The sequence below is a fragment of the Gilliamella sp. ESL0441 genome (assembly GCF_019469185.1).
Lineage (GTDB): Bacteria > Pseudomonadota > Gammaproteobacteria > Enterobacterales > Orbaceae > Gilliamella.
Genome location: NZ_CP048264.1, coordinates 1,409,732 through 1,427,218, shown reverse-complemented (window position 1 = coordinate 1,427,218; position 17,487 = coordinate 1,409,732). Strand labels below are relative to the sequence as shown.

The following is a 17,487-nucleotide window of genomic DNA, read 5'->3' as shown; positions in this document are numbered from 1 at the left end:
TTACGCACCCGCGCAAGGACGTTTCACACCAGGAACAACCACTTTACCTATTGCCACATCAGCACCAAAATCTGTTAAACGTCCAACAATGACGTTCCCAATAGTTTCTGTTTTTATTAAATCTTGCTGTGCTAACCAACTCATATGAGTTTTAACCTGATCACGACTAATAGCGTGACCATAGTGATCTAATGCGCTATAAATAATACTGGAGTTACTACTATAACTTGGCATTTCATACAAGATACGCAAAATGACCAATCTTTGATCTTCTTTTAAAAATTCGGCGTAACTCATAGTCCCTCACTTGTTCTTTAATAAAAATTGGTTAATGTTATCTAATTGACGAGATAATCCTGAAAGCCGATCAGATAACTGATTTAAAGTAGCTTCATTGCTACTTAGTTTTTCAATCAATTTGGTTACCTGATGCTGAGTTGGTAATGACTTAACCGTCTCTTCAACTTGTGTTACTCGAATACGTAAGTCTAGTAGCTCTTTTTGGCTAGCTGATTGACGACCAATTAACCAGGAATAAACGCCAACAACAGCCATTACAACCCATTGCAGAAACTGCCAGTTAAAGGTAAGTTCGTTAAAATTCATCGTCTATTCCTTTTTTCTTCCATTGCTGCACATTCAATACATAAATCAGTAACAATTAGCTTTCGACGTTCTTCAGTTATAGGATCTTCACAGATTCGACAATACAGGCTTGATACTCCAATTTTTTCTTGATGTTTCGCCAGTATCCGTTCTCGTGCTTCCATTTCAACAGTTGATGCTAAATCAGCGTTATCCATTGTTTGCCTCGTTGATATATTTTATTAGTTCAATAAATCGACCTGAGCACTGCCCATATTGGTCATAAAGCTGTTTTAAGGCTTCAGCTAAACCATCCGCCGTATTATTTCGTCGTTTTACCGGTAATTCGCATGGTACCGTCAGTTGTGCTGGTAAAACCATGGGTTGTTGCTTGAACGGCATTTGCACGGGCTGAGTCGATGAACTGCAAGACACTATCATCAAACACGCAATGACTGCGATCATTAGCTGTTTTATTAAGTGCATCCTGTAATGCTTGAGTTGATTGTTCATCATATAATTTCCTTTCTGCTATCTGCTGTGACAATAAATAACTTGCATCATTAGCGGTTTTAGTTAGTTGCTTTGTGCTCTCAATAAATTGGCTTAAAGTATTCATTGCTTGTTTTGCTTCTAAAGCAATATATTCTTGTTTAGCTATTGATTTGCCATGACTGACACCTAATTGGTAAAGTGAACCAAAACCTACACTCAAAATTATTCCCAACAAAAAATAACTTTTATTGCTCACAAAAAAGCTTTTGATTAATTTGTATATATTTTTAATCATCACAAACTCCTAAACCCCAACCACCATCAATATAAACAGGCTGCCAACGATAGATGATCCGAATTGGATAATCACGGTTTTCTTTAAAATTAATGCTTTTACGTCCACCATTAATATTTTCAACAACCCCCCAATAGTGCGTAGCATCTTGGTATTCTCGTTTTGCTCGTTGACGGTCACGATTAACCCAGCCCAGCCCGCCGTTATAGGCAGACAAAGTAAATCCCCATCTATCACATTCACTCGCCGTTGCATTAATACGCTGATATAACCAATAATCATATTGAACTAAGGCACGTAATGCCCAAGATGGGTTGTATGGTTCATTACTACCCAATGATTTAGGATAAGCCCCTGCAATCCAATCAGCTGTAGTTGGCATAAACTGAGCCAAACCTTGAGCACCTACTCGCGATTTTGCGTTTACTTTCCATCGAGATTCCTGATGAATTTGAGCAGCAAACAACGCAATTGGCGCATCAAGACCAAAGATTGCACGTGCATTACGTGTTAGTTCCCGTTGATGTTGCTTAGCATCATTTGGTACAACTGCTATAGCAGGTGCTAAATGACAACTAAACAGCATAAACACAACGATTAAAGTTAAATAACGCATGGCTATAATCCAAGTGTTATGCCAAGAATCACAGCGGAAACAATCAACGCCCGACGAATCAGAACAACCGCAAACAGATTTCGATACTCATCAAGAACAGGGTATTCTGCACACATTTTTGAATCTATCGCATTGGGTTGTTCATTGTTTACTTGAGATTCAATATATTGCTGGGTATAAAAATCAGGACCGAACTTTTTCCAATCGTTATATAAATAACCTCCTGGAGATGCATAAGGGAATAGAGCGCGATCTAGGTGGTAACCAATCACAGCAGAAAGCAAGACCAAAGCCAACTTATAAGCAACAACTGGCAACTGTTGGGGTGAAATTAACGTAATAATTGCAAATAAAGTAATGGCGACTAAATACCATTTAAGCAAACGAATTTGGGATAATTTTTTGATAGGGTGAGCCATAAAAAACCTCATAATTAATTAAATTAATGTATGAGGTTATTATGATCTTACTTACTTGAAATGTAATTTGAACGGGGGCAGATTAATTTTACTCGTCTAAGCTTTTTTTAAAGTCTTCTTTGCAAGCTTCCAAAAACATTTTTTGCATATTAATCCGTTCAGTTAATATTTCATCTCTGAATGAAATCAACTCTTGCTTTCTTGATTCGGAAATATCCATCTTCAATTGTTTTTTGATTTCTTTAAGCATCAATTTTTGTGCTCGTTCAACTCGAACTTCTTCTAAGCTTTTCAAAGTAATAAAACGGCAAATAAAAACTGCAACATAGTATGAAATAAACACAGAAATTGCCGGAAAAATTACCTTATATTCCTCAATCCATTTATGCAACGAACATAATATATTTAAAAATGGAGTGATTATTGATACGAAAAAAGCTTGGATTGCCAGATATATTTTTTTATTTAACACGGTTATTCCCTTGTGTTAATTTTTGTCTTTTTCTTATGATAAGCATCCGTTCAAGTAATTCTTTATCTTTAATGTAAACTTTTTTTCTTTGTCTATTACCATTTTCATCTATTACTGTCACCGCAATATAATTTAATGGTCTAAAAAAAGACCATACATATAGAATAACACCCCGTATAACAAGGCTTAAAATAATAGCGATAAATAAACAAACTAAAATATTAATAAAAGTCATAATTCAATTGACCTAGAGTATTTTTCTCTCTTTGGCTGCCCTATGTCGAAGAACTCGTTGTATAGAGTAGCTTACTTTGGTAACAACATTATTTTCTTTTGTTGTTTTGGTTCTTAATATTACTACAAATAAATCATCTTTTGAAAAACTAGCCTCATTTTTGTTTATTAATTCAACAAAAGATTCATCATTCATTAAAGCCGATACTTGTTTGTTATCAGGTAAAATAATACTCCATCCATTTTTAGAATAAAAATTAACTTTCGAAAAATATATATTTACCTCTTCATCATCAACATCTTCCACTTTCATAATTGGTAATGTTTTTTTATAACTTATAGCTTTCTGCTGATTAATTTCCAAAATATTAGAGGAACCACTATTGATCTTGAAAGTAGCCTCTCTATTTTCTTGCATTAATGGCTGATAAACTAATTGATCAATCTCTTTTCTAACAATATGATCTGTTATCAGCTTTGCTACATCTTCAGGACATTCTACAACATCATTTTCGACAAAAAGCTTAGTATTCCCTGATTGTTTATCAAATTCAGCATGAGCTATCATTTTCCCTTTCAATGCTTCAAGTACAGTCCATACTGTTGTAGATGCACTAACCACGATACCTAATGCTTTTAGTGTATTGATAGACAAGCCCGTTGCTTCTAAAAGAATTTCAAAAGAACCTTCTTTATGAGCTTTTACAGAAATTTCTGCGATTTGTTTTTTTTCATTCAATATATCATTAGAATGTTCTAATAAATTGACGAGGGATGTAAGTGTATTACCGAGAGTTCTGGCATCAATTTGATTATCCGAGTATGCGTCACCACCATAAACAATTGAAAATTCTGTTTGATTTGTCATTATTTAATTCCTTACATAAAAATATTTTTTATTCGCTACAATTCTTCTCTTCAACTTCTTTTAATTGCTCTAACCGCCTATTTGCACTCTTTAAAGCTGAGCTTTTTTCAATAACATTACCAACCCCAAAATCACCTAAAAAAGATAAAACGGAACGTCCATCAAATTCACTTTCTTTTTCAACATGCTCTTTAAATCCTTGAACTTTTGCTTTTTCTAGTGCTATTTCACGGCATGTCATGGTATTTTTCTCGTATTGTGTTAACTCACCTTGTCGGCCATAATTTTTAGTGGCACACCCCGATAAACACAACATACACAACAATAAACTTAATTTTTTCATTTTATTTCTGATCCTTAATAATATTAATTTTGGCCGCGTAACTCTCGTCTCTGAATTTCTAATTCCAATTCATAAATTATTTTATTATTTTCTACTAATATTGGATTTAAATATTTTGTACGTGAGTATAGTAATACGAATAAGATTGGGAATAAAAAAAGACAAATGGTGGCTATTACATATAAAATATTATTTGAGAAGGTGGCACTTAATATACCATGTTTTAAAATGGCATTTACATTTAATAGAATAATAAATAATAAAAACAAAGTAATTAATAGAATTGAAGCAGTTGGGATATTCAGATATTTTCGTCTGATTATTTCTCTATTTTCTGCTCTAACATAATAAACTACATCAAACAAGTCTTGCGACGTTAAATTACTTAGATTCAGGTCATTGCCCTTTATTTTAATATAGATATTGTAAATATTGTTAGCAGCAACCTGATCCACCTGCCCATAAAAATTCTGCTCCATATTTTATTTCCTTATTTTTTCTCCTATAAAGTTATAAATATTTTCAGCAGAGACTTGTCCTGAAACTTTACTATTAAATACTTGCTTTGTTCCGCTTTGTTGTGCAGTTCCCGCCGTCAATGCTCCAATCACAGCGGCTTTAATTGCTAATGAAGCAGATCTAAATTTATTTATCAAATCTTGTTCATCAACAGATAAGTTCTGGGCAGATCTAATTCCTGTTATAACATACTGAACATCTAACCCAAAATTGGCTAGTGTAGATAAATATAAAGCATCAGGAAATCTCTCGCCTTTTTCATAATTAAGCTGAGTTAATTTTTTTACATTGGCAATTTCACCCATAGCAACTTGGCTAAGGCCCATGCGCTCACGTTCTTCTTTAAGTCTTAATCCGATATCTTTTTGCATACTTTTTATATTGACAGGTATAAATATTTATACCATAATTTATCCTATAAATTATAAATAAATTATTAATAATGTATAACACAGGAGATAAAAATGTCTAAAGTTCTCACTCCACAACAAGTTAAACAACAGTTTCAACAAGAAGGTAAAACAATCAAATCTTGGGCAATTGAAAATGGTTACCATCCAGTGGTTGTTTACAATGTTTTAAACGGTTTAAGCCGTGCTCATCGCGGTAAAACGCATGATATAGCCGTAAAACTTAGATTAAAACAGGCTTATTAGTTTTAATTGTAACAGTTTTTCATATATAGAAAAACAAAAAAGGATAAAAAACATGATCAGATCACAAATTTCAACATCGGGCACACGTACCTTGAAAGTATTAAAAGCGTTGAAAGGTTATACATTGACTGGATTATCAAATGGTGACATTGCAAAAATGATCAATGAATCGCCAGTTAATGTAACCAGATCATTACAAACATTAATAGAGGAAGGTTTGGTTATCAAACTTGATAATGGTTTATTTGCTCACAGTGTGCAAATGTTACAAATAGCCCAAGCCCATGCAATTCACATCACGAAAATGCAAGACAAAATAACAGAAATTAATCAGAGAATTACAGCTGGAACCAGATAAGGAATATAGCAATGGCAAGACAAGCAAACAAAGCAAAAGAAGAAATTGAAGTACCTGCAATTGATGAGCAAGGAATTAATGATGTAATGAATACCATGACTACGATTCAAAGTGAATATAATGAAGAGCGCGATCTAGTTAATCAGCTTTTAGGGCAAGCCCAAATGGCAGATGCTTTTGGAAAATTTTCCCAAACCGTTTGGGCTTCTAAATTAAATTTTGTTAAAGAAAACAAGCTTTATCGTAATTTAGCAGGCAAGAAAACTCCAAACGGTTTGGAGTTAAAAGGAACTTGGGAAGAATTTTGTTCATTATTAGGAGTTTCTGATGAAAAAGCTAATCAAGATTTAGCAAATCTAAAATCATTTGGTGAAGAAGCTCTTGAATCAATGTCCAAAATGGGCATCGGTTACCGTGAATTACGTCAATACCGCAAACTACCGGAAGACCAAAAAACAGCATTAATTGAAGTGGCAAAATCGGGTGACAAAGAATCATTAGTTGAATTAGCAGAAGAGTTTATCGCTAAAAATAATAAAGAAAAAGAGCAGCTAAAAAAAGAAAACAGTAATTTGCAAGCTGATTATAAAGCCCTGAGCAAACGTAATGCTGATGTAGCGAAAGAAAAGGAAGAATTAGCAATAAAACTAGCACAATTTGAAATGAAAACCGTACCACTAGATGAGCGTTTAGAGCCGTTTAAAAAACAGATAGCAGAAACACAATCACGCATGGATAAGCTATTTGAAGAACAAAGGCAGTATGTAGACATTATGTATAAATTGATGCTCGAAATACTGGAGAATGACCCTGATTACGATCCCGAAAAACCATATTCATTGCCTGAATCAATGCAAATTGCATTATTAACATTGAATGGTTCGGCCGTATTAACTTTAGATCAAGCTCGTTATGTGCATCGTGAACTTTGGAGCAAATTTGATAGCGATATTATGGAAGCTCAACAGCGACAAGAATCTTTAGTAAATGAGAATATCCAAGATTTATATAAATGATATTTCATATCAAGGGAATAAAAAATGGTATCACCTAATATTCGCAACTATTTAAATGAATTAGCAATTAAGCTAGATAACACAGATTTTGGTTCAAGAAGCGCTATTATGAGTGAAGCTCAAGCCTTTTTAGGTATTTCTAAACAAACTATTTACCGACAATTAAAAGAGTTTTGTGGTTGGTCAAGTGATCGGAAATGCAGAGCTGATAAAGGTGATACAAGTGTTTCTGATATTGCTTTAAATGTGGTCGGAGCAATATGTAAAGAGTCAGTGCGTGATAATGGTAAACAAACTATGTTTACAACAACAGCAACAAGTATTGCAAAACAAAATGGTTATGAAATTGGTGTAAGTACTAATCATTTTACTAGGTTATTACGAAACCGCAAAATGAATGTAAAAGCACAACAAGTGGCAAATCCTGTTCAGTCATTACGTGCATTGCATCCTAATCATGTCCACGAAGTAGATCCCTCTCTATGCTTAATTTATTACATGAAAGATAAACAGCATATTATGCGCGACCGTGATTTTTATAAAAATAAGTTAGGAAACTACGCAAAAGTTAAATACAAAGTCTGGCGTTATACTTTGTATGACCGTGCATCAGGCATGATTATACCTTGGTACGTTGAAGCTGCAGGCGAAAACCAACACTCATTATTCCAATTTTTAATGTTTGCTTGGGGTAAGCAAGATGGGCGTTTATTTCATGGTGTACCACAACTGCTTTATTGGGATAAAGGTTCGGCTAATACATCATCAGCAATCAAGAACTTGCTAGACCATTTAGAAGTTAAATATCTAGAACACGAAGCAGGTAATGCAAGGGCTAAAGGTGGCGTTGAAAACGCCAATAATATTATCGAAACACAATTTGAAAGTCGTTTGAAGTTTCAACCAGTTAGCAGTATTGATGAATTAAATCATGCAGCAATGAATTGGGCTGAAGCCTATAATGCCAACAGACTGCCAGGACAAGATACACGTTTGCGTCGTATTGGATTATCAGAACCCGTATCACGTCAATCACTTTGGCAACATATTACGGCAGAGCAATTACGCACATTGCCATCAATAGAAGTTTGTCAGGCATTAATGGCAAGTCGTGAGCAAGAGCGACAAGTGAAAGCTGATTTAACCATTAGTTTCAAACATCCGCAAGCTGATAGTTCGCTTATTTATAGTTTAAAAGGTTTAGATGGTATTGCTGTTAAAGATAAAGTCAGTGTGCGTTCATTAGTTTACGGTGATTGTGCTATTCAAATTGAAGTCCCCCGTTATGACGGTGAAGCACTGATTTATCGTGTTGAGCCAGACCGCAATTTTGATAAGTTTGGACAACGTTTAGATGCACCTGTGATTGGTGAGGAATATAAATCTAAAGGTGATACAGAAATTGAACAAGCAGCGAAAGCGATGGATCAAGTGGCATACCCAAACATGACAGAGGATGAAATCAAAAAAGCGAAGCAAAAACAAGTTGCGCCGTTCGGCGGTCAGCTCAATACACTCAGTTATCTAGATGATATTAATCATCCTGCTTACTTTGAACAAAAAGGCAATGAAATTGAAACACCGGAACATTTAAAGCCTGCTACCACAACATTAACGCTAACCGCAGCTTTAATGCGTATTACTCGTTCAATCGGTCGCAGATTAACAACTGATGAAAATAAGTGGCTATCCGCTCGTTATCAAGATGGTGTTCCCGAAGATTCGTTAGATTCACTAATTCGTACATTTACAACACCTGTTGCAGTCGGTGACGGTACGACAGGGTTTAGGAGTGTTAAATAATGCTGAAATTAAAAAGCGTAATGACGCAATTCAATATCAAACAAGCACAACTCGCTAAGCATATTGATTATAAAGGCAATTCAATCAGCCAAGCAGTAATTAGCCAGCTCGTTAATCACAATATTTGGCCACGCTCTATTAAACGTGAAGAACTAGAGCAGAAAATTGAAAAAGCATTAATAAAATTAGGTTTAAGCAATGATTATTTACTAAATATTTTTGAAGAAGAAACTGACACAGCCGAAATCTTGGCGGACGACGCTGTGCCAGTTGACTCAAATGAAAAACATTCAACAAAGGAGTCAGCCTATATGTTACTACGAAAGCAAACTATAAATCGAGATGCACGGGCACATTTCCGCATTCCTAGGGATCCATTTACGGATGAAATGACACAGGATGCTGATGTTTATCTTTCTGATGATATTCGTTATGTACGTGCAGCAATGCGTCAAACGGCAAAGCATGGCGGAATGCTAGCGGTAATTGGCGAATCAGGAAGTGGTAAATCAACATTGCGCCATGATTTAATTGATTGGATCAACATTAATCATGAACCTATTACCGTTATAGAACCCTATGTACTCGGTTTAGAAGATAACGAGGTTAAAGGCAAATCGTTAAAAAGTATGGATATTAGTGGTGCAATCATCAATGCAATTGATCCACAAGCAAAACCAAAACGCAGTGCTGAAGCACGAGCAAGGCAAATGCATACTTTACTTAAAAATAGCGCATTATCAGGTCGTAAACATTTAATGATTATTGAAGAAGCGCATGGTTTATCAATTCATACGCTTAAGCATTTAAAACGCTTTTATGAGCTACAAGAAGGCTTTAAAAAACTGCTATCAATTATTTTAATTGGCCAAACAGAATTACAAACAAAACTATCAGAATACAACCCTGAAGTTCGTGAAGTGGTTCAGCGTTGTGAAGTTGTGAACTTAAAACCACTTGATTTTAAAGTTGAAGAATATATCAAGCATAAATTTTCACGTGTTGATATGGACTATACAACGTTATTTGATTCGTCTGCATTTAACGAAATCATTAACCGATTAAGAGTTGCATCAACTCGACGTGGTGAAAAGCAAGTGCGTTCATTATGTTATCCACTAGCTGTTAACAATTTGTTATCAAACGCATTAAATCTAGCAGCACGTATAGGTGCCCCGAGAGTTACAGGTGAAGTGATTGTTGAATGTATCAAAGATCGGGGAGATATGTAATGAAAAATAACCACGTAATCAATAATGGAATAAATGCTGTTAATAAAGCAATCAATGCATTATCAAATGAAGAGTTGACAGTTATTGGTTTTTATCATGATTCACTTTCAAGACCGACGGTTGAAATTGAACACCACCCAAAATGCAATAAATATATAGCCGCAGGGCAAGCGACATACTATCGACATGAAGGTTATTATCGGTTTGGTCAATTTGAATTAGCTGGTTGTCGTATTGTATGGAAAGAACGCGATATTAGTCGTTTACATTAAGGATTATTAAAATGATAAAAACTAAAAAACGTATTAAAGCTACCGCATCAATCTATGTTGTGCAAACTAAAGAACAAGCGTCAGAAGCAATAAAATATTTAGGCGATATACAGCGTGAATTAACCCGATTAGAAACCGAAATGAACGACAAAATTGCTGATATAACTGGAAGCTATTCATCTAGTATTGAAGCATTAAAAAAGAAGTCGACAGAAATTCAAAAAGGTATCCAAATTTGGTGCGAAGCAAACCGTGATGAATTAACCAACAATGGTAAAGTTAAATCAGCCAATTTAGTTACTGGTGAAGTGCAATGGCGCAATCGCCCCCCATCGTGTGTTATTCGTGGTTTAGAAACGGTTATAGAAACCCTGAAAAAGCTAAAACTGGAACGATTTATTCGTACAAAAGAAGAAGTTAATAAAGAAGCTATTTTAAACGAACCAAACGTTGTCGCTCATGTGCCAGGTATTACCATTAAAAAAGATGTAGAGGATTTTGCGATAATCCCATTTGAACAGGAGGTTATCTAAGCATGCAAACACAAGATTATTATATTTTGCATCAATTTATATTAAGCCAGACAGCTAATTTTATAGTTCACTGTAAAGAGTATGGTTTATCTGAATTTGAAGCTGATCGCATCATCGACGAGCTAGAGGAATTAGCAAATGGCTAAATTCTCTAGCCCAAAACGTTATATGCCCGACCATTATATTTCAATCAGTCATGAACATTCATTTATGCGTGAAGTAACTGGTCAGGGCTATGTTGATGGAAAGCTGTACGATGAACTTTATGCTGAATATATAAAATTAAAATCAGCTAAAACATTAAAACAGCGTTTTGTTAGTTTTTTTAAGGTATTTTTATGAAAAATAATAATGAAAAGTATATTGAAAAAATCAAAAAACTTTTAGCTTTAGCAAAATCAACAAATCCCAACGAAGCTGCTATTGCAATGAATCAAGCCATCAAATTGATGGTAAAACATAATATTAGTAATAAAGATGTGGAATTATCTAAAATTGAGGAACATGTGTCAAAACATGCCCCTTCAAATGCAGAAAAACCACCAAGATATTTTTCAATATTAGTAAGTATCATTTCAAGCGCATTTGGTGTTCGAACTTACTTTACTTGGGAAAACAGTAAAAGAAAGGTTTCATTTTATGGACTTAGGGAACGACCACAATTAGCAGCTTATACCTTTGACGTTTTAAGTGTTCAATTAGTTAAAGCTCGAAAAGAATTCTTATCGCAACAAAATGGTAATTGTAAAAAAACCACTAAAGTCAACCGAGCTGATGCGTTCTGTGTTGGCTGGGTTAATGGTGTTTATCAATTAATTGAAGATTTTGCAATGACTGATGAGGAACTAAATCTATTAGCTGAATATAGAAAGACCAAAGATTTATCACCAGCTAAGGTTAGAGATTCTAAAAAGTGTAATGGTTCGGACTCTTCACAATTTATTGGTTACTTACAAGGTAAAACCGCTCAATTGAATCATGGTGTATCAAGTTCAGGTTATTCTCCATCATTAATAGGGATTAAATAGATGAAATCTAAATACATCAAGCTGATTCATATTGCAAAATCTCAACTTAATCTGGATGACGATACCTATCGTTATCTATTACTGACTATAACTAAAAAAACTAGTACCAAGGATATGACAGTTTGGGAACTGGAAAAAATCCTAAATAACCTTAAAGCAAAAGGCTTTAAAGTTAAATCATCAAAAAAAACGGGGAAGATAACTGCTACAGAACCAGTTCATAAAAAAATACGCTCATTATGGCTAGAACTAGCTGATGCAGGTGAAGTAAAAAACCGCTCCGAAAAAGCTATCAATTCTTATGTAAAACGTATTACTGGTGTTGAAGTGATGAATTGGCTTACTCAAAAACAAGCAATGGTTGTAATTGAAAGCCTAAAAAGTTGGCAATCACGCATATAAAGGAAGAAGCATGAAATTAACACGTTGCCCAATTTGTCATAATGAAATTAATTTAGAAGCATTGGTAGAGGATGATTCTGGCAGGGAACTACTTATATTAGTAAGTAATTTAAACTATGGTTGTGCTAAACCAATGATTGCCTATATTGGTTTATTTCGTACTCAAAAATCAAATTTAAGTAACTCACGAGCAGTAAATTTAATAAATGAGGTACTACAACTTTTTCAACCAAGTAGACATCTAGCACACGCATTAAGAGAAACCGTTAACAATATTCACGCAAAACGTGCATTGGGTGAATACAAACCGTTTAAAAATCATAATTATCTAAAGTCAGTTTATAATTCTACTAAACATTTATTTGCGTACGTTGAACATAAAGGAGAAGACAAACCCGCTCGTAGCAGTAATGAAGAGTATTTTGAACAGATGTATAGAGCCGGTATCGATTTTAATAAATTAGAAAAAAATATACCTGGTGCACTAGATTGGTATAAGAAGAAAACAGGAGCGTAAATTATGACTAAGTCTGCAATGTCTATTAAACGTCATGAATTACTAACACATGTATCATTATCTGTAGCTAACGATGCGATGGATTACGGTTTACCTGAAGATATTGCAGCACAGTTAGGTGATAGCATTGCAAATACAATTTCAGAACTATTTGGAGGTCAAAACTTCACTTTTCCGCGTGATTATATCTTCAAACTTAACCAACGTGACTTGCAAATCTATGATGCATTTAAAGGTAATAACTATGCAGAACTAAGCCAAAAATATAATATGACTGAACGTGGTATCAGGAAAGTAATTGACAGAGTTCATAAACGAATGATAAAAGAAAAGCAACCAACACTGTTTGATTTTAATGACGCCTAATTAATTTTAGAGCAAAATTTTTTAGGCAATTTTTTATTTCATATTTTGTAACACTTTTTCAAAAAACAATTTCATTATTTCCCCTTTTATTTTGTTATATCCCATTTATCTCATCATTCTGTTATTATTTATCATGTTCTATTTCAAATAGGCTAAAGACTCGATTACATTTAACCTTATATGTGCCAATGACATAAAACGAATATATTTAAATGATGTAATCCATTATTCCCGGGGATGATTTTATGAAAGGATATATTATAAATACTACCAAGAATACATATGGTTGGGTTATTTATGAAAATGATATTTCGACAGATTTTTTAGAGTTTTTAAAAGGACGATTTTTCCCTGAAAAAGAATTACCATTGTTTTTTAGTATCCCTAAAAAATCTAATTTAAATAAAGTTAAATCTGCCTTAATATTAGAATCATCAGGTCCTAAACTTGTAAATAAACTTTTAAAAGAAGTCTTAGAAGCCAATACAAATACTCTTCAGTTTTTTGATGTGGAGCTATATTGTGAAAATGAAAAGATAGAAGGTTTTTTTGCATTAAATGTCCCGAATAAAACACCTTGTGTAGATATTGAAAAAAGCGAGTACAGCATTATGAATTTTGATGTCAATAATCCAAAATATATGTTTTATTATATGAAATTAAAAGATAATATTTTTACGAAAGAATCAAACATTGATGTTACTCTTTGTAAAGAGTCGCCTCGTATAATAGTCGTAAGTGAAAGAATAAAAAAAGCATTATTTAATGCCAATTTGAAAGGATTACAATTTAGTGATAGCATTGACATTACTCCACAAGAACGAACAATTTACGAGAAAATATAAGTAAGGATGTTTATCAACATTATGTTTTTATTGAATTTTTAATTTTTAAAATTACTCAAAATAAAAAAAAATCCACAATTACACAAAATTCATTAACTGTTCTGAATTTTCACCTTTTTTCACTCTATCAACTTACATTAGGTACTTTGAGAATGGGCTTTTTACGTATTTTATGCGGTTAGCAGTTTTTGTTTTTTCAAAGTTTTTCGAGCTGTTTTTAGTTCACAATTTTAAAATTTATATGTATGAAGCTTTCTTCCCACAGCTAAACTATGGGAAGTCAAGTCCTACTCAATTGTATCGGATTATTTGGGCAGACCGGCTCAGCCCTATGGATGATAAAGGTAAGCTGATTTAAGAGGTGGAATTTGATATTTATGGCAGAATACGGGAAAATTTATTTAACAATAAGTCGTTTATTCCGCTCAGGCTACTTGGGCAGTATTAGGATGTTGAAACGGGGCTTTATTATAACCGGTTTAGGTATAACGATAGTAATACGGGAACTTATATAAGCCAAGATCCCATAAAACTGGAGGGGAATAACCCGAATTTTTACGCTTATGTTCACGATACAAGCGCTTGGATAGACCCTTTTGGATTGAGCGGTATCGAATGGAATAACGGTTGGCTTACCTCGAATGGAAAATTTGCATCTCCGCAAGGATAGGGAATTTCTGGGCAGGGGGGCAGTTGATGCCGTTCATACAGACTTATCATCTAATAAAGGTTGGATACATTTAGGGGATGAATTGTCAGTAAGAAATTCAAGCGGACAATTAAGACGATATGATTTAGTTTTTAGAAAACCTGACGGGACACAGTTGTCGGAGTAGAAGTTAAATCAAACACAGCATCCAAAACAAAAGCACAAAGAATTTTTGACAACGAGGTAAGCAAAGCAACACCTGCAAAAGGTGTAGGCAAATTTAAAGGAAGAGAAGTTCAAGAAAAAATAACAATTAGAAAAACAGGATGTAAATAATGAACACTAAAGAGTTAAAGACGCTATTACAAGAAACAATAGAGAGTAGTATTGTAGTGAAACTTGTTAATTTAGGATTCAAATGGAAAAAAGGGGCTTTGAAGTTCCAAAGAAAAAAAGATGATTTTGAACAAAGCATATTATTCTATTTTACGCCCTCTAAATATCAAGATGACAAAAGTATTGGGCATCTAAATATTATGATACGCTTTGATTCAAACGAAATTAATAGTGTAACGACCAAATTAAAAGGTTCTAATAATAAGTTTGACAATGTAGACACAGTTGTAAATGTTGATGCAGGGCTTATTGTTGGTTCAAATGCTATTAGCTGGCGACCGTTTTCTATTGAAGAAATGAATAAAATTATTGAAACAGAAATCAAGCCTCTAATCATAGAAAAGATAATACCATTTCTTGATAAGAGAGGAAAAATTCAAGAAGTACTGAAAGATTATTGAAAATAATGAGTTATATTTTTTTTCAATTAGCAATGATGTAGTTGCTCTTCTTGCAGTAGCAATGTACTCTATTCTAAACGATACCGAAAATGCAAAAAAGGTTGCAAATAAATATTTTTTAGAGGAAGAAGCATATAGAGAACGGTATAAGAATGTTCTGAATAATTTAAATGCTTAATATTAAGAACCGCTTCAATCGAAGCGGTTTTTTTATCTCTTTCCGCTCCAAAGCGGAAGAACAAGGGGCAAAAAAGGTATGGCTAAACCACGCATTTAAAAAATTGTTTTCTAAAATCTGGTTTCTTGTCCGTTTTTAGCTGTCAAAAACCCCCAAAATAAAAAGTTATTAACAATTACACTAAATCTCTTTACTGTTCTGAGTTTCCACATTTTTACACACTATCAATTTGTATTTGGGCAGTTTAGCTTCTTTTTTCGTTTTTTCAGAGTTTTCGATCTGTTTTTAATTCGCAGTTTTAAAAATTAAGATGTGTAAAGCTATCTTTCTACTGCAAAGCTATGCGAGGGTAAGTCCTACTCGATTGTTTAGGATTATTTGGGCAGACCGGTTCAGGTCTATGATGATAAAGGTGAGCTGGTTTGGCAGGTAGAATTTGACATCTATGGCAGAATACGGGAAAATTTATTTAACAATAAGTCGTTTATTCCGTTCAGGCAACTGGGGCAGTACGAAGATAAGGAACTAGACGGGCTTTATTATAACCGCTTCCGATATTACGACAGTAATACAGGAACTTATATAAGCAAAGACCCGATTGGATTACACGGAGGCATACAGCTCTACGGCTACGTCCATGACACGAATGCGTGGATAGACCCGTTCGGGCTTGCAAAACGTGGACCTAAAACGGGAGGAAAAGGACCTCATAATCAAACAATCAAATCCTGGGCAGATGAAATAATATCCGATGGAGGTACGATTATATACGGAGGTGGATACGAAAAAGAAAAATTATTTGAAACTCCTGGAGGGCATAAATCAGGAAGACGTCCTGATATTGTTTGGCAAGATGCTGACGGTAAAACACATTGGGGTAATGTAGGAAAGACTAATGCAAAAGGAAAGCCTGTTACCAGAGAGATATTAGCTATGCAGGATTTGAATAAAATTAGACACGCCAATGGTGTTCCTGAAAGGGTGCATTTCCGCTCCTATACTCATCCAGAAACAAATAAGAAGCCGAAACCAAAAACAAGTTGTCACTAATGGAACTAAATATAGTTGCATCCAGAAAATGCATAATTGAATTTGTAAATAATTTTTTAGAAAATAATAACCTTGTCTTTTTTAATGATAAAAACTTTGAGAAAAGTGGTATAGTTGTATCAAGTAGTATCAGTATGTTGGATTTTGTTGATAGTAATATCCTTATCAATATTGGTACCAAGGAAGATTATGAAGCAAAAATAAAATTACTAAATCATCGTCCACTTGTTGATGACAAAAACGACTTTATTTATATGACAAACTTTTGGACAAAGAATGAAGTTAAGATAACAAATACTTCATTTTTATGGTATCCTAACCGTAGTCCAAATGCTAAGCATTATGGTTCTATTTTACAAAAAGAAATTAAAAAACATTTTAATTATGGTATGCACACTGAAGACAGTCGGTATACATTACTAAACAAGACTTTCGCCAAGTATTATTGGTCTGATGAAGTGAAAAATTATTTGGATAAATTATATAATAATGGCGGAGTTGTTCCAATTCGCCCTATTATTGAATAACAATTAAAGCCACTCAAAAAGAGTGGCTTTAATATTTTACAGCGCAGCGATATTTTTAAGTTTTACAGATTTTATAAAACCGTCCAGCACGTGCAGGATATGGTTTTTATCTTCGCTTTGCATATTGTCCAGTTCCGCCAGCCGTTGCAGCATTACGGGGTCTTTAAACAGGTCAGCTTTGTCCGTTTCTCCCAGCAGATAACCCACCGTAGTATTTAAGAAACCTGCAATTTTTTTAGCCACTTCGATACCCGGTATCATCTCGTCATGTTCATACCTGCCTATTACCGAGATAGAAGTATTGAGGAGCTTAGCCAGCTCGTCCTGTATCATCTTTCTTTGCGTAATGCAGCCACTCTTTTACCGAAACTATCCATAACAAAAACACTTAAAAGGGTTATAAAACTCCTGA

General features: G+C 34.1%; 30 protein-coding genes and 1 pseudogene. 18 read left to right on the top strand and 13 right to left on the bottom strand.

What is annotated here, in order from left to right; translation table 11 throughout:
* The 12 genes from GYM75_RS06360 to GYM75_RS06305 all read right to left on the bottom strand — a co-directional run bounded on the left by GYM75_RS06360 (position 1) and on the right by GYM75_RS06305 (position 5,217).
* A complete protein-coding gene (locus GYM75_RS06360; protein WP_220215145.1) occupies positions 1-297 on the bottom strand; it encodes an ArsR family transcriptional regulator in 297 nt (98 codons plus the stop codon).
* Between the two features lie 6 nt (positions 298-303).
* Positions 304-606 (bottom strand): DUF2730 family protein, encoded by a 303-nt coding sequence (locus GYM75_RS06355; protein ID WP_065564393.1) that lies wholly within the window; start codon positions 604-606, stop codon positions 304-306.
* The gene (locus GYM75_RS06350) at positions 603-803 is read right to left on the bottom strand and encodes a hypothetical protein (RefSeq protein ID WP_220215144.1); all 201 of its coding nucleotides are present in this window, start codon (positions 801-803) and stop codon (positions 603-605) included. Before GYM75_RS06350 ends, GYM75_RS06355 begins: the two co-directional genes overlap by 4 nt.
* Positions 804-907: 104 nt before the next feature.
* Entirely contained in the window at positions 908-1,375 is a 468-nt protein-coding gene (locus GYM75_RS06345) for a hypothetical protein (protein WP_220215143.1), read from the bottom strand.
* On the bottom strand, positions 1,368-1,991 hold the full coding sequence (locus tag GYM75_RS06340) for a transglycosylase SLT domain-containing protein (protein ID WP_220215142.1): 624 nt from the start codon (positions 1,989-1,991) through the stop codon (positions 1,368-1,370). Before GYM75_RS06340 ends, GYM75_RS06345 begins: the two co-directional genes overlap by 8 nt.
* Positions 1,992-1,993: 2 nt before the next feature.
* Positions 1,994-2,410, bottom strand: a complete 417-nt coding sequence (locus tag GYM75_RS06335) for a putative holin (protein WP_220215141.1) — start codon at positions 2,408-2,410, stop codon at positions 1,994-1,996.
* An 88-nt stretch (positions 2,411-2,498) separates the two neighbouring features.
* Positions 2,499-2,882 carry a hypothetical protein gene (locus tag GYM75_RS06330; RefSeq protein ID WP_220215140.1) on the bottom strand — a complete coding sequence of 128 codons (384 nt, stop codon included), beginning with the start codon at positions 2,880-2,882 and terminating at the stop codon, positions 2,499-2,501.
* On the bottom strand, positions 2,872-3,117 hold the full coding sequence (locus tag GYM75_RS06325) for a hypothetical protein (RefSeq protein WP_220215139.1): 246 nt from the start codon (positions 3,115-3,117) through the stop codon (positions 2,872-2,874). Before GYM75_RS06325 ends, GYM75_RS06330 begins: the two co-directional genes overlap by 11 nt.
* A gap of 12 nt (positions 3,118-3,129) precedes the next feature.
* Entirely contained in the window at positions 3,130-3,984 is an 855-nt protein-coding gene (locus GYM75_RS06320; RefSeq protein ID WP_220215138.1) for a hypothetical protein, read from the bottom strand.
* 28 nt (positions 3,985-4,012) lie between these two features.
* The gene (locus GYM75_RS06315) at positions 4,013-4,327 is read right to left on the bottom strand and encodes a hypothetical protein (RefSeq protein ID WP_220215137.1); all 315 of its coding nucleotides are present in this window, start codon (positions 4,325-4,327) and stop codon (positions 4,013-4,015) included.
* A gap of 23 nt (positions 4,328-4,350) precedes the next feature.
* The gene (locus GYM75_RS06310) at positions 4,351-4,806 is read right to left on the bottom strand and encodes a hypothetical protein (protein ID WP_220215136.1); all 456 of its coding nucleotides are present in this window, start codon (positions 4,804-4,806) and stop codon (positions 4,351-4,353) included.
* Between the two features lie 3 nt (positions 4,807-4,809).
* Positions 4,810-5,217, bottom strand: a complete 408-nt coding sequence (locus tag GYM75_RS06305) for a helix-turn-helix domain-containing protein (protein WP_220215135.1) — start codon at positions 5,215-5,217, stop codon at positions 4,810-4,812.
* 93 nt (positions 5,218-5,310) lie between these two features.
* Between GYM75_RS06305 and GYM75_RS06300 the strand changes: the two genes are divergently transcribed.
* The 18 genes and pseudogenes from GYM75_RS06300 (at position 5,311) to GYM75_RS06215 (ending at position 17,075) form a co-directional block, all read left to right on the top strand.
* A complete protein-coding gene (locus GYM75_RS06300; protein ID WP_220215134.1) occupies positions 5,311-5,502 on the top strand; it encodes a DNA-binding protein in 192 nt (63 codons plus the stop codon).
* A 52-nt stretch (positions 5,503-5,554) separates the two neighbouring features.
* Positions 5,555-5,860, top strand: coding sequence for a helix-turn-helix domain-containing protein (locus GYM75_RS06295; protein WP_220215133.1), 306 nt, complete (start codon positions 5,555-5,557; stop codon positions 5,858-5,860).
* An 11-nt stretch (positions 5,861-5,871) separates the two neighbouring features.
* Positions 5,872-6,876 carry a hypothetical protein gene (locus tag GYM75_RS06290; RefSeq protein WP_220215132.1) on the top strand — a complete coding sequence of 335 codons (1,005 nt, stop codon included), beginning with the start codon at positions 5,872-5,874 and terminating at the stop codon, positions 6,874-6,876.
* Positions 6,877-6,900: 24 nt separating this feature from the next.
* Positions 6,901-8,679 (top strand): hypothetical protein, encoded by a 1,779-nt coding sequence (locus GYM75_RS06285; RefSeq protein WP_220215131.1) that lies wholly within the window; start codon positions 6,901-6,903, stop codon positions 8,677-8,679.
* Positions 8,679-9,911, top strand: coding sequence for an ExeA family protein (locus GYM75_RS06280; protein WP_220215130.1), 1,233 nt, complete (start codon positions 8,679-8,681; stop codon positions 9,909-9,911). The genes GYM75_RS06285 and GYM75_RS06280 overlap by 1 nt, the downstream gene beginning before the upstream one ends.
* Complete coding sequence (locus tag GYM75_RS06275; RefSeq protein WP_220215129.1) at positions 9,911-10,183, top strand: hypothetical protein; 273 nt, start codon at positions 9,911-9,913, stop codon at positions 10,181-10,183. The genes GYM75_RS06280 and GYM75_RS06275 overlap by 1 nt, the downstream gene beginning before the upstream one ends.
* Positions 10,184-10,194: 11 nt before the next feature.
* Positions 10,195-10,716: a host-nuclease inhibitor Gam family protein gene (locus tag GYM75_RS06270; RefSeq protein WP_220215128.1), complete on the top strand. Its 522-nt coding sequence runs from the start codon at positions 10,195-10,197 to the stop codon at positions 10,714-10,716.
* A 2-nt stretch (positions 10,717-10,718) separates the two neighbouring features.
* Complete coding sequence (locus tag GYM75_RS06265; RefSeq protein WP_220215127.1) at positions 10,719-10,862, top strand: hypothetical protein; 144 nt, start codon at positions 10,719-10,721, stop codon at positions 10,860-10,862.
* Positions 10,855-11,058: a hypothetical protein gene (locus tag GYM75_RS06260; protein WP_065636007.1), complete on the top strand. Its 204-nt coding sequence runs from the start codon at positions 10,855-10,857 to the stop codon at positions 11,056-11,058. Before GYM75_RS06265 ends, GYM75_RS06260 begins: the two co-directional genes overlap by 8 nt.
* The gene (locus GYM75_RS06255) at positions 11,055-11,744 is read left to right on the top strand and encodes a DUF2786 domain-containing protein (RefSeq protein ID WP_220215126.1); all 690 of its coding nucleotides are present in this window, start codon (positions 11,055-11,057) and stop codon (positions 11,742-11,744) included. Before GYM75_RS06260 ends, GYM75_RS06255 begins: the two co-directional genes overlap by 4 nt.
* Positions 11,745-12,146, top strand: a complete 402-nt coding sequence (locus GYM75_RS06250) for a gp16 family protein (RefSeq protein ID WP_220215125.1) — start codon at positions 11,745-11,747, stop codon at positions 12,144-12,146.
* A gap of 10 nt (positions 12,147-12,156) precedes the next feature.
* Positions 12,157-12,663: a hypothetical protein gene (locus GYM75_RS06245; protein ID WP_220215124.1), complete on the top strand. Its 507-nt coding sequence runs from the start codon at positions 12,157-12,159 to the stop codon at positions 12,661-12,663.
* 3 nt (positions 12,664-12,666) lie between these two features.
* The gene (locus tag GYM75_RS06240) at positions 12,667-13,029 is read left to right on the top strand and encodes a Mor transcription activator family protein (RefSeq protein WP_202112856.1); all 363 of its coding nucleotides are present in this window, start codon (positions 12,667-12,669) and stop codon (positions 13,027-13,029) included.
* Positions 13,030-13,274: 245 nt separating this feature from the next.
* Positions 13,275-13,874, top strand: a complete 600-nt coding sequence (locus GYM75_RS06235; protein ID WP_220215123.1) for an imm11 family protein — start codon at positions 13,275-13,277, stop codon at positions 13,872-13,874.
* 460 nt (positions 13,875-14,334) lie between these two features.
* Positions 14,335-14,544 (top strand): annotated as a pseudogene (locus tag GYM75_RS06230) (RHS repeat-associated core domain-containing protein); the annotation flags it as partial.
* Between the two features lie 314 nt (positions 14,545-14,858).
* Positions 14,859-15,320: a hypothetical protein gene (locus GYM75_RS06225; RefSeq protein ID WP_220215122.1), complete on the top strand. Its 462-nt coding sequence runs from the start codon at positions 14,859-14,861 to the stop codon at positions 15,318-15,320.
* Positions 15,321-15,876: 556 nt separating this feature from the next.
* Positions 15,877-16,548, top strand: coding sequence for an RHS repeat domain-containing protein (locus GYM75_RS06220; RefSeq protein ID WP_220215121.1), 672 nt, complete (start codon positions 15,877-15,879; stop codon positions 16,546-16,548).
* A complete protein-coding gene (locus tag GYM75_RS06215; RefSeq protein WP_220215120.1) occupies positions 16,548-17,075 on the top strand; it encodes a hypothetical protein in 528 nt (175 codons plus the stop codon). Before GYM75_RS06220 ends, GYM75_RS06215 begins: the two co-directional genes overlap by 1 nt.
* Positions 17,076-17,111: 36 nt before the next feature.
* Here GYM75_RS06215 and GYM75_RS06210 read toward each other — a convergent pair whose 3' ends face one another.
* Positions 17,112-17,408, bottom strand: a complete 297-nt coding sequence (locus tag GYM75_RS06210; protein WP_220215119.1) for a helix-turn-helix domain-containing protein — start codon at positions 17,406-17,408, stop codon at positions 17,112-17,114.
* Positions 17,409-17,487: the final 79 nt, after the last annotated feature.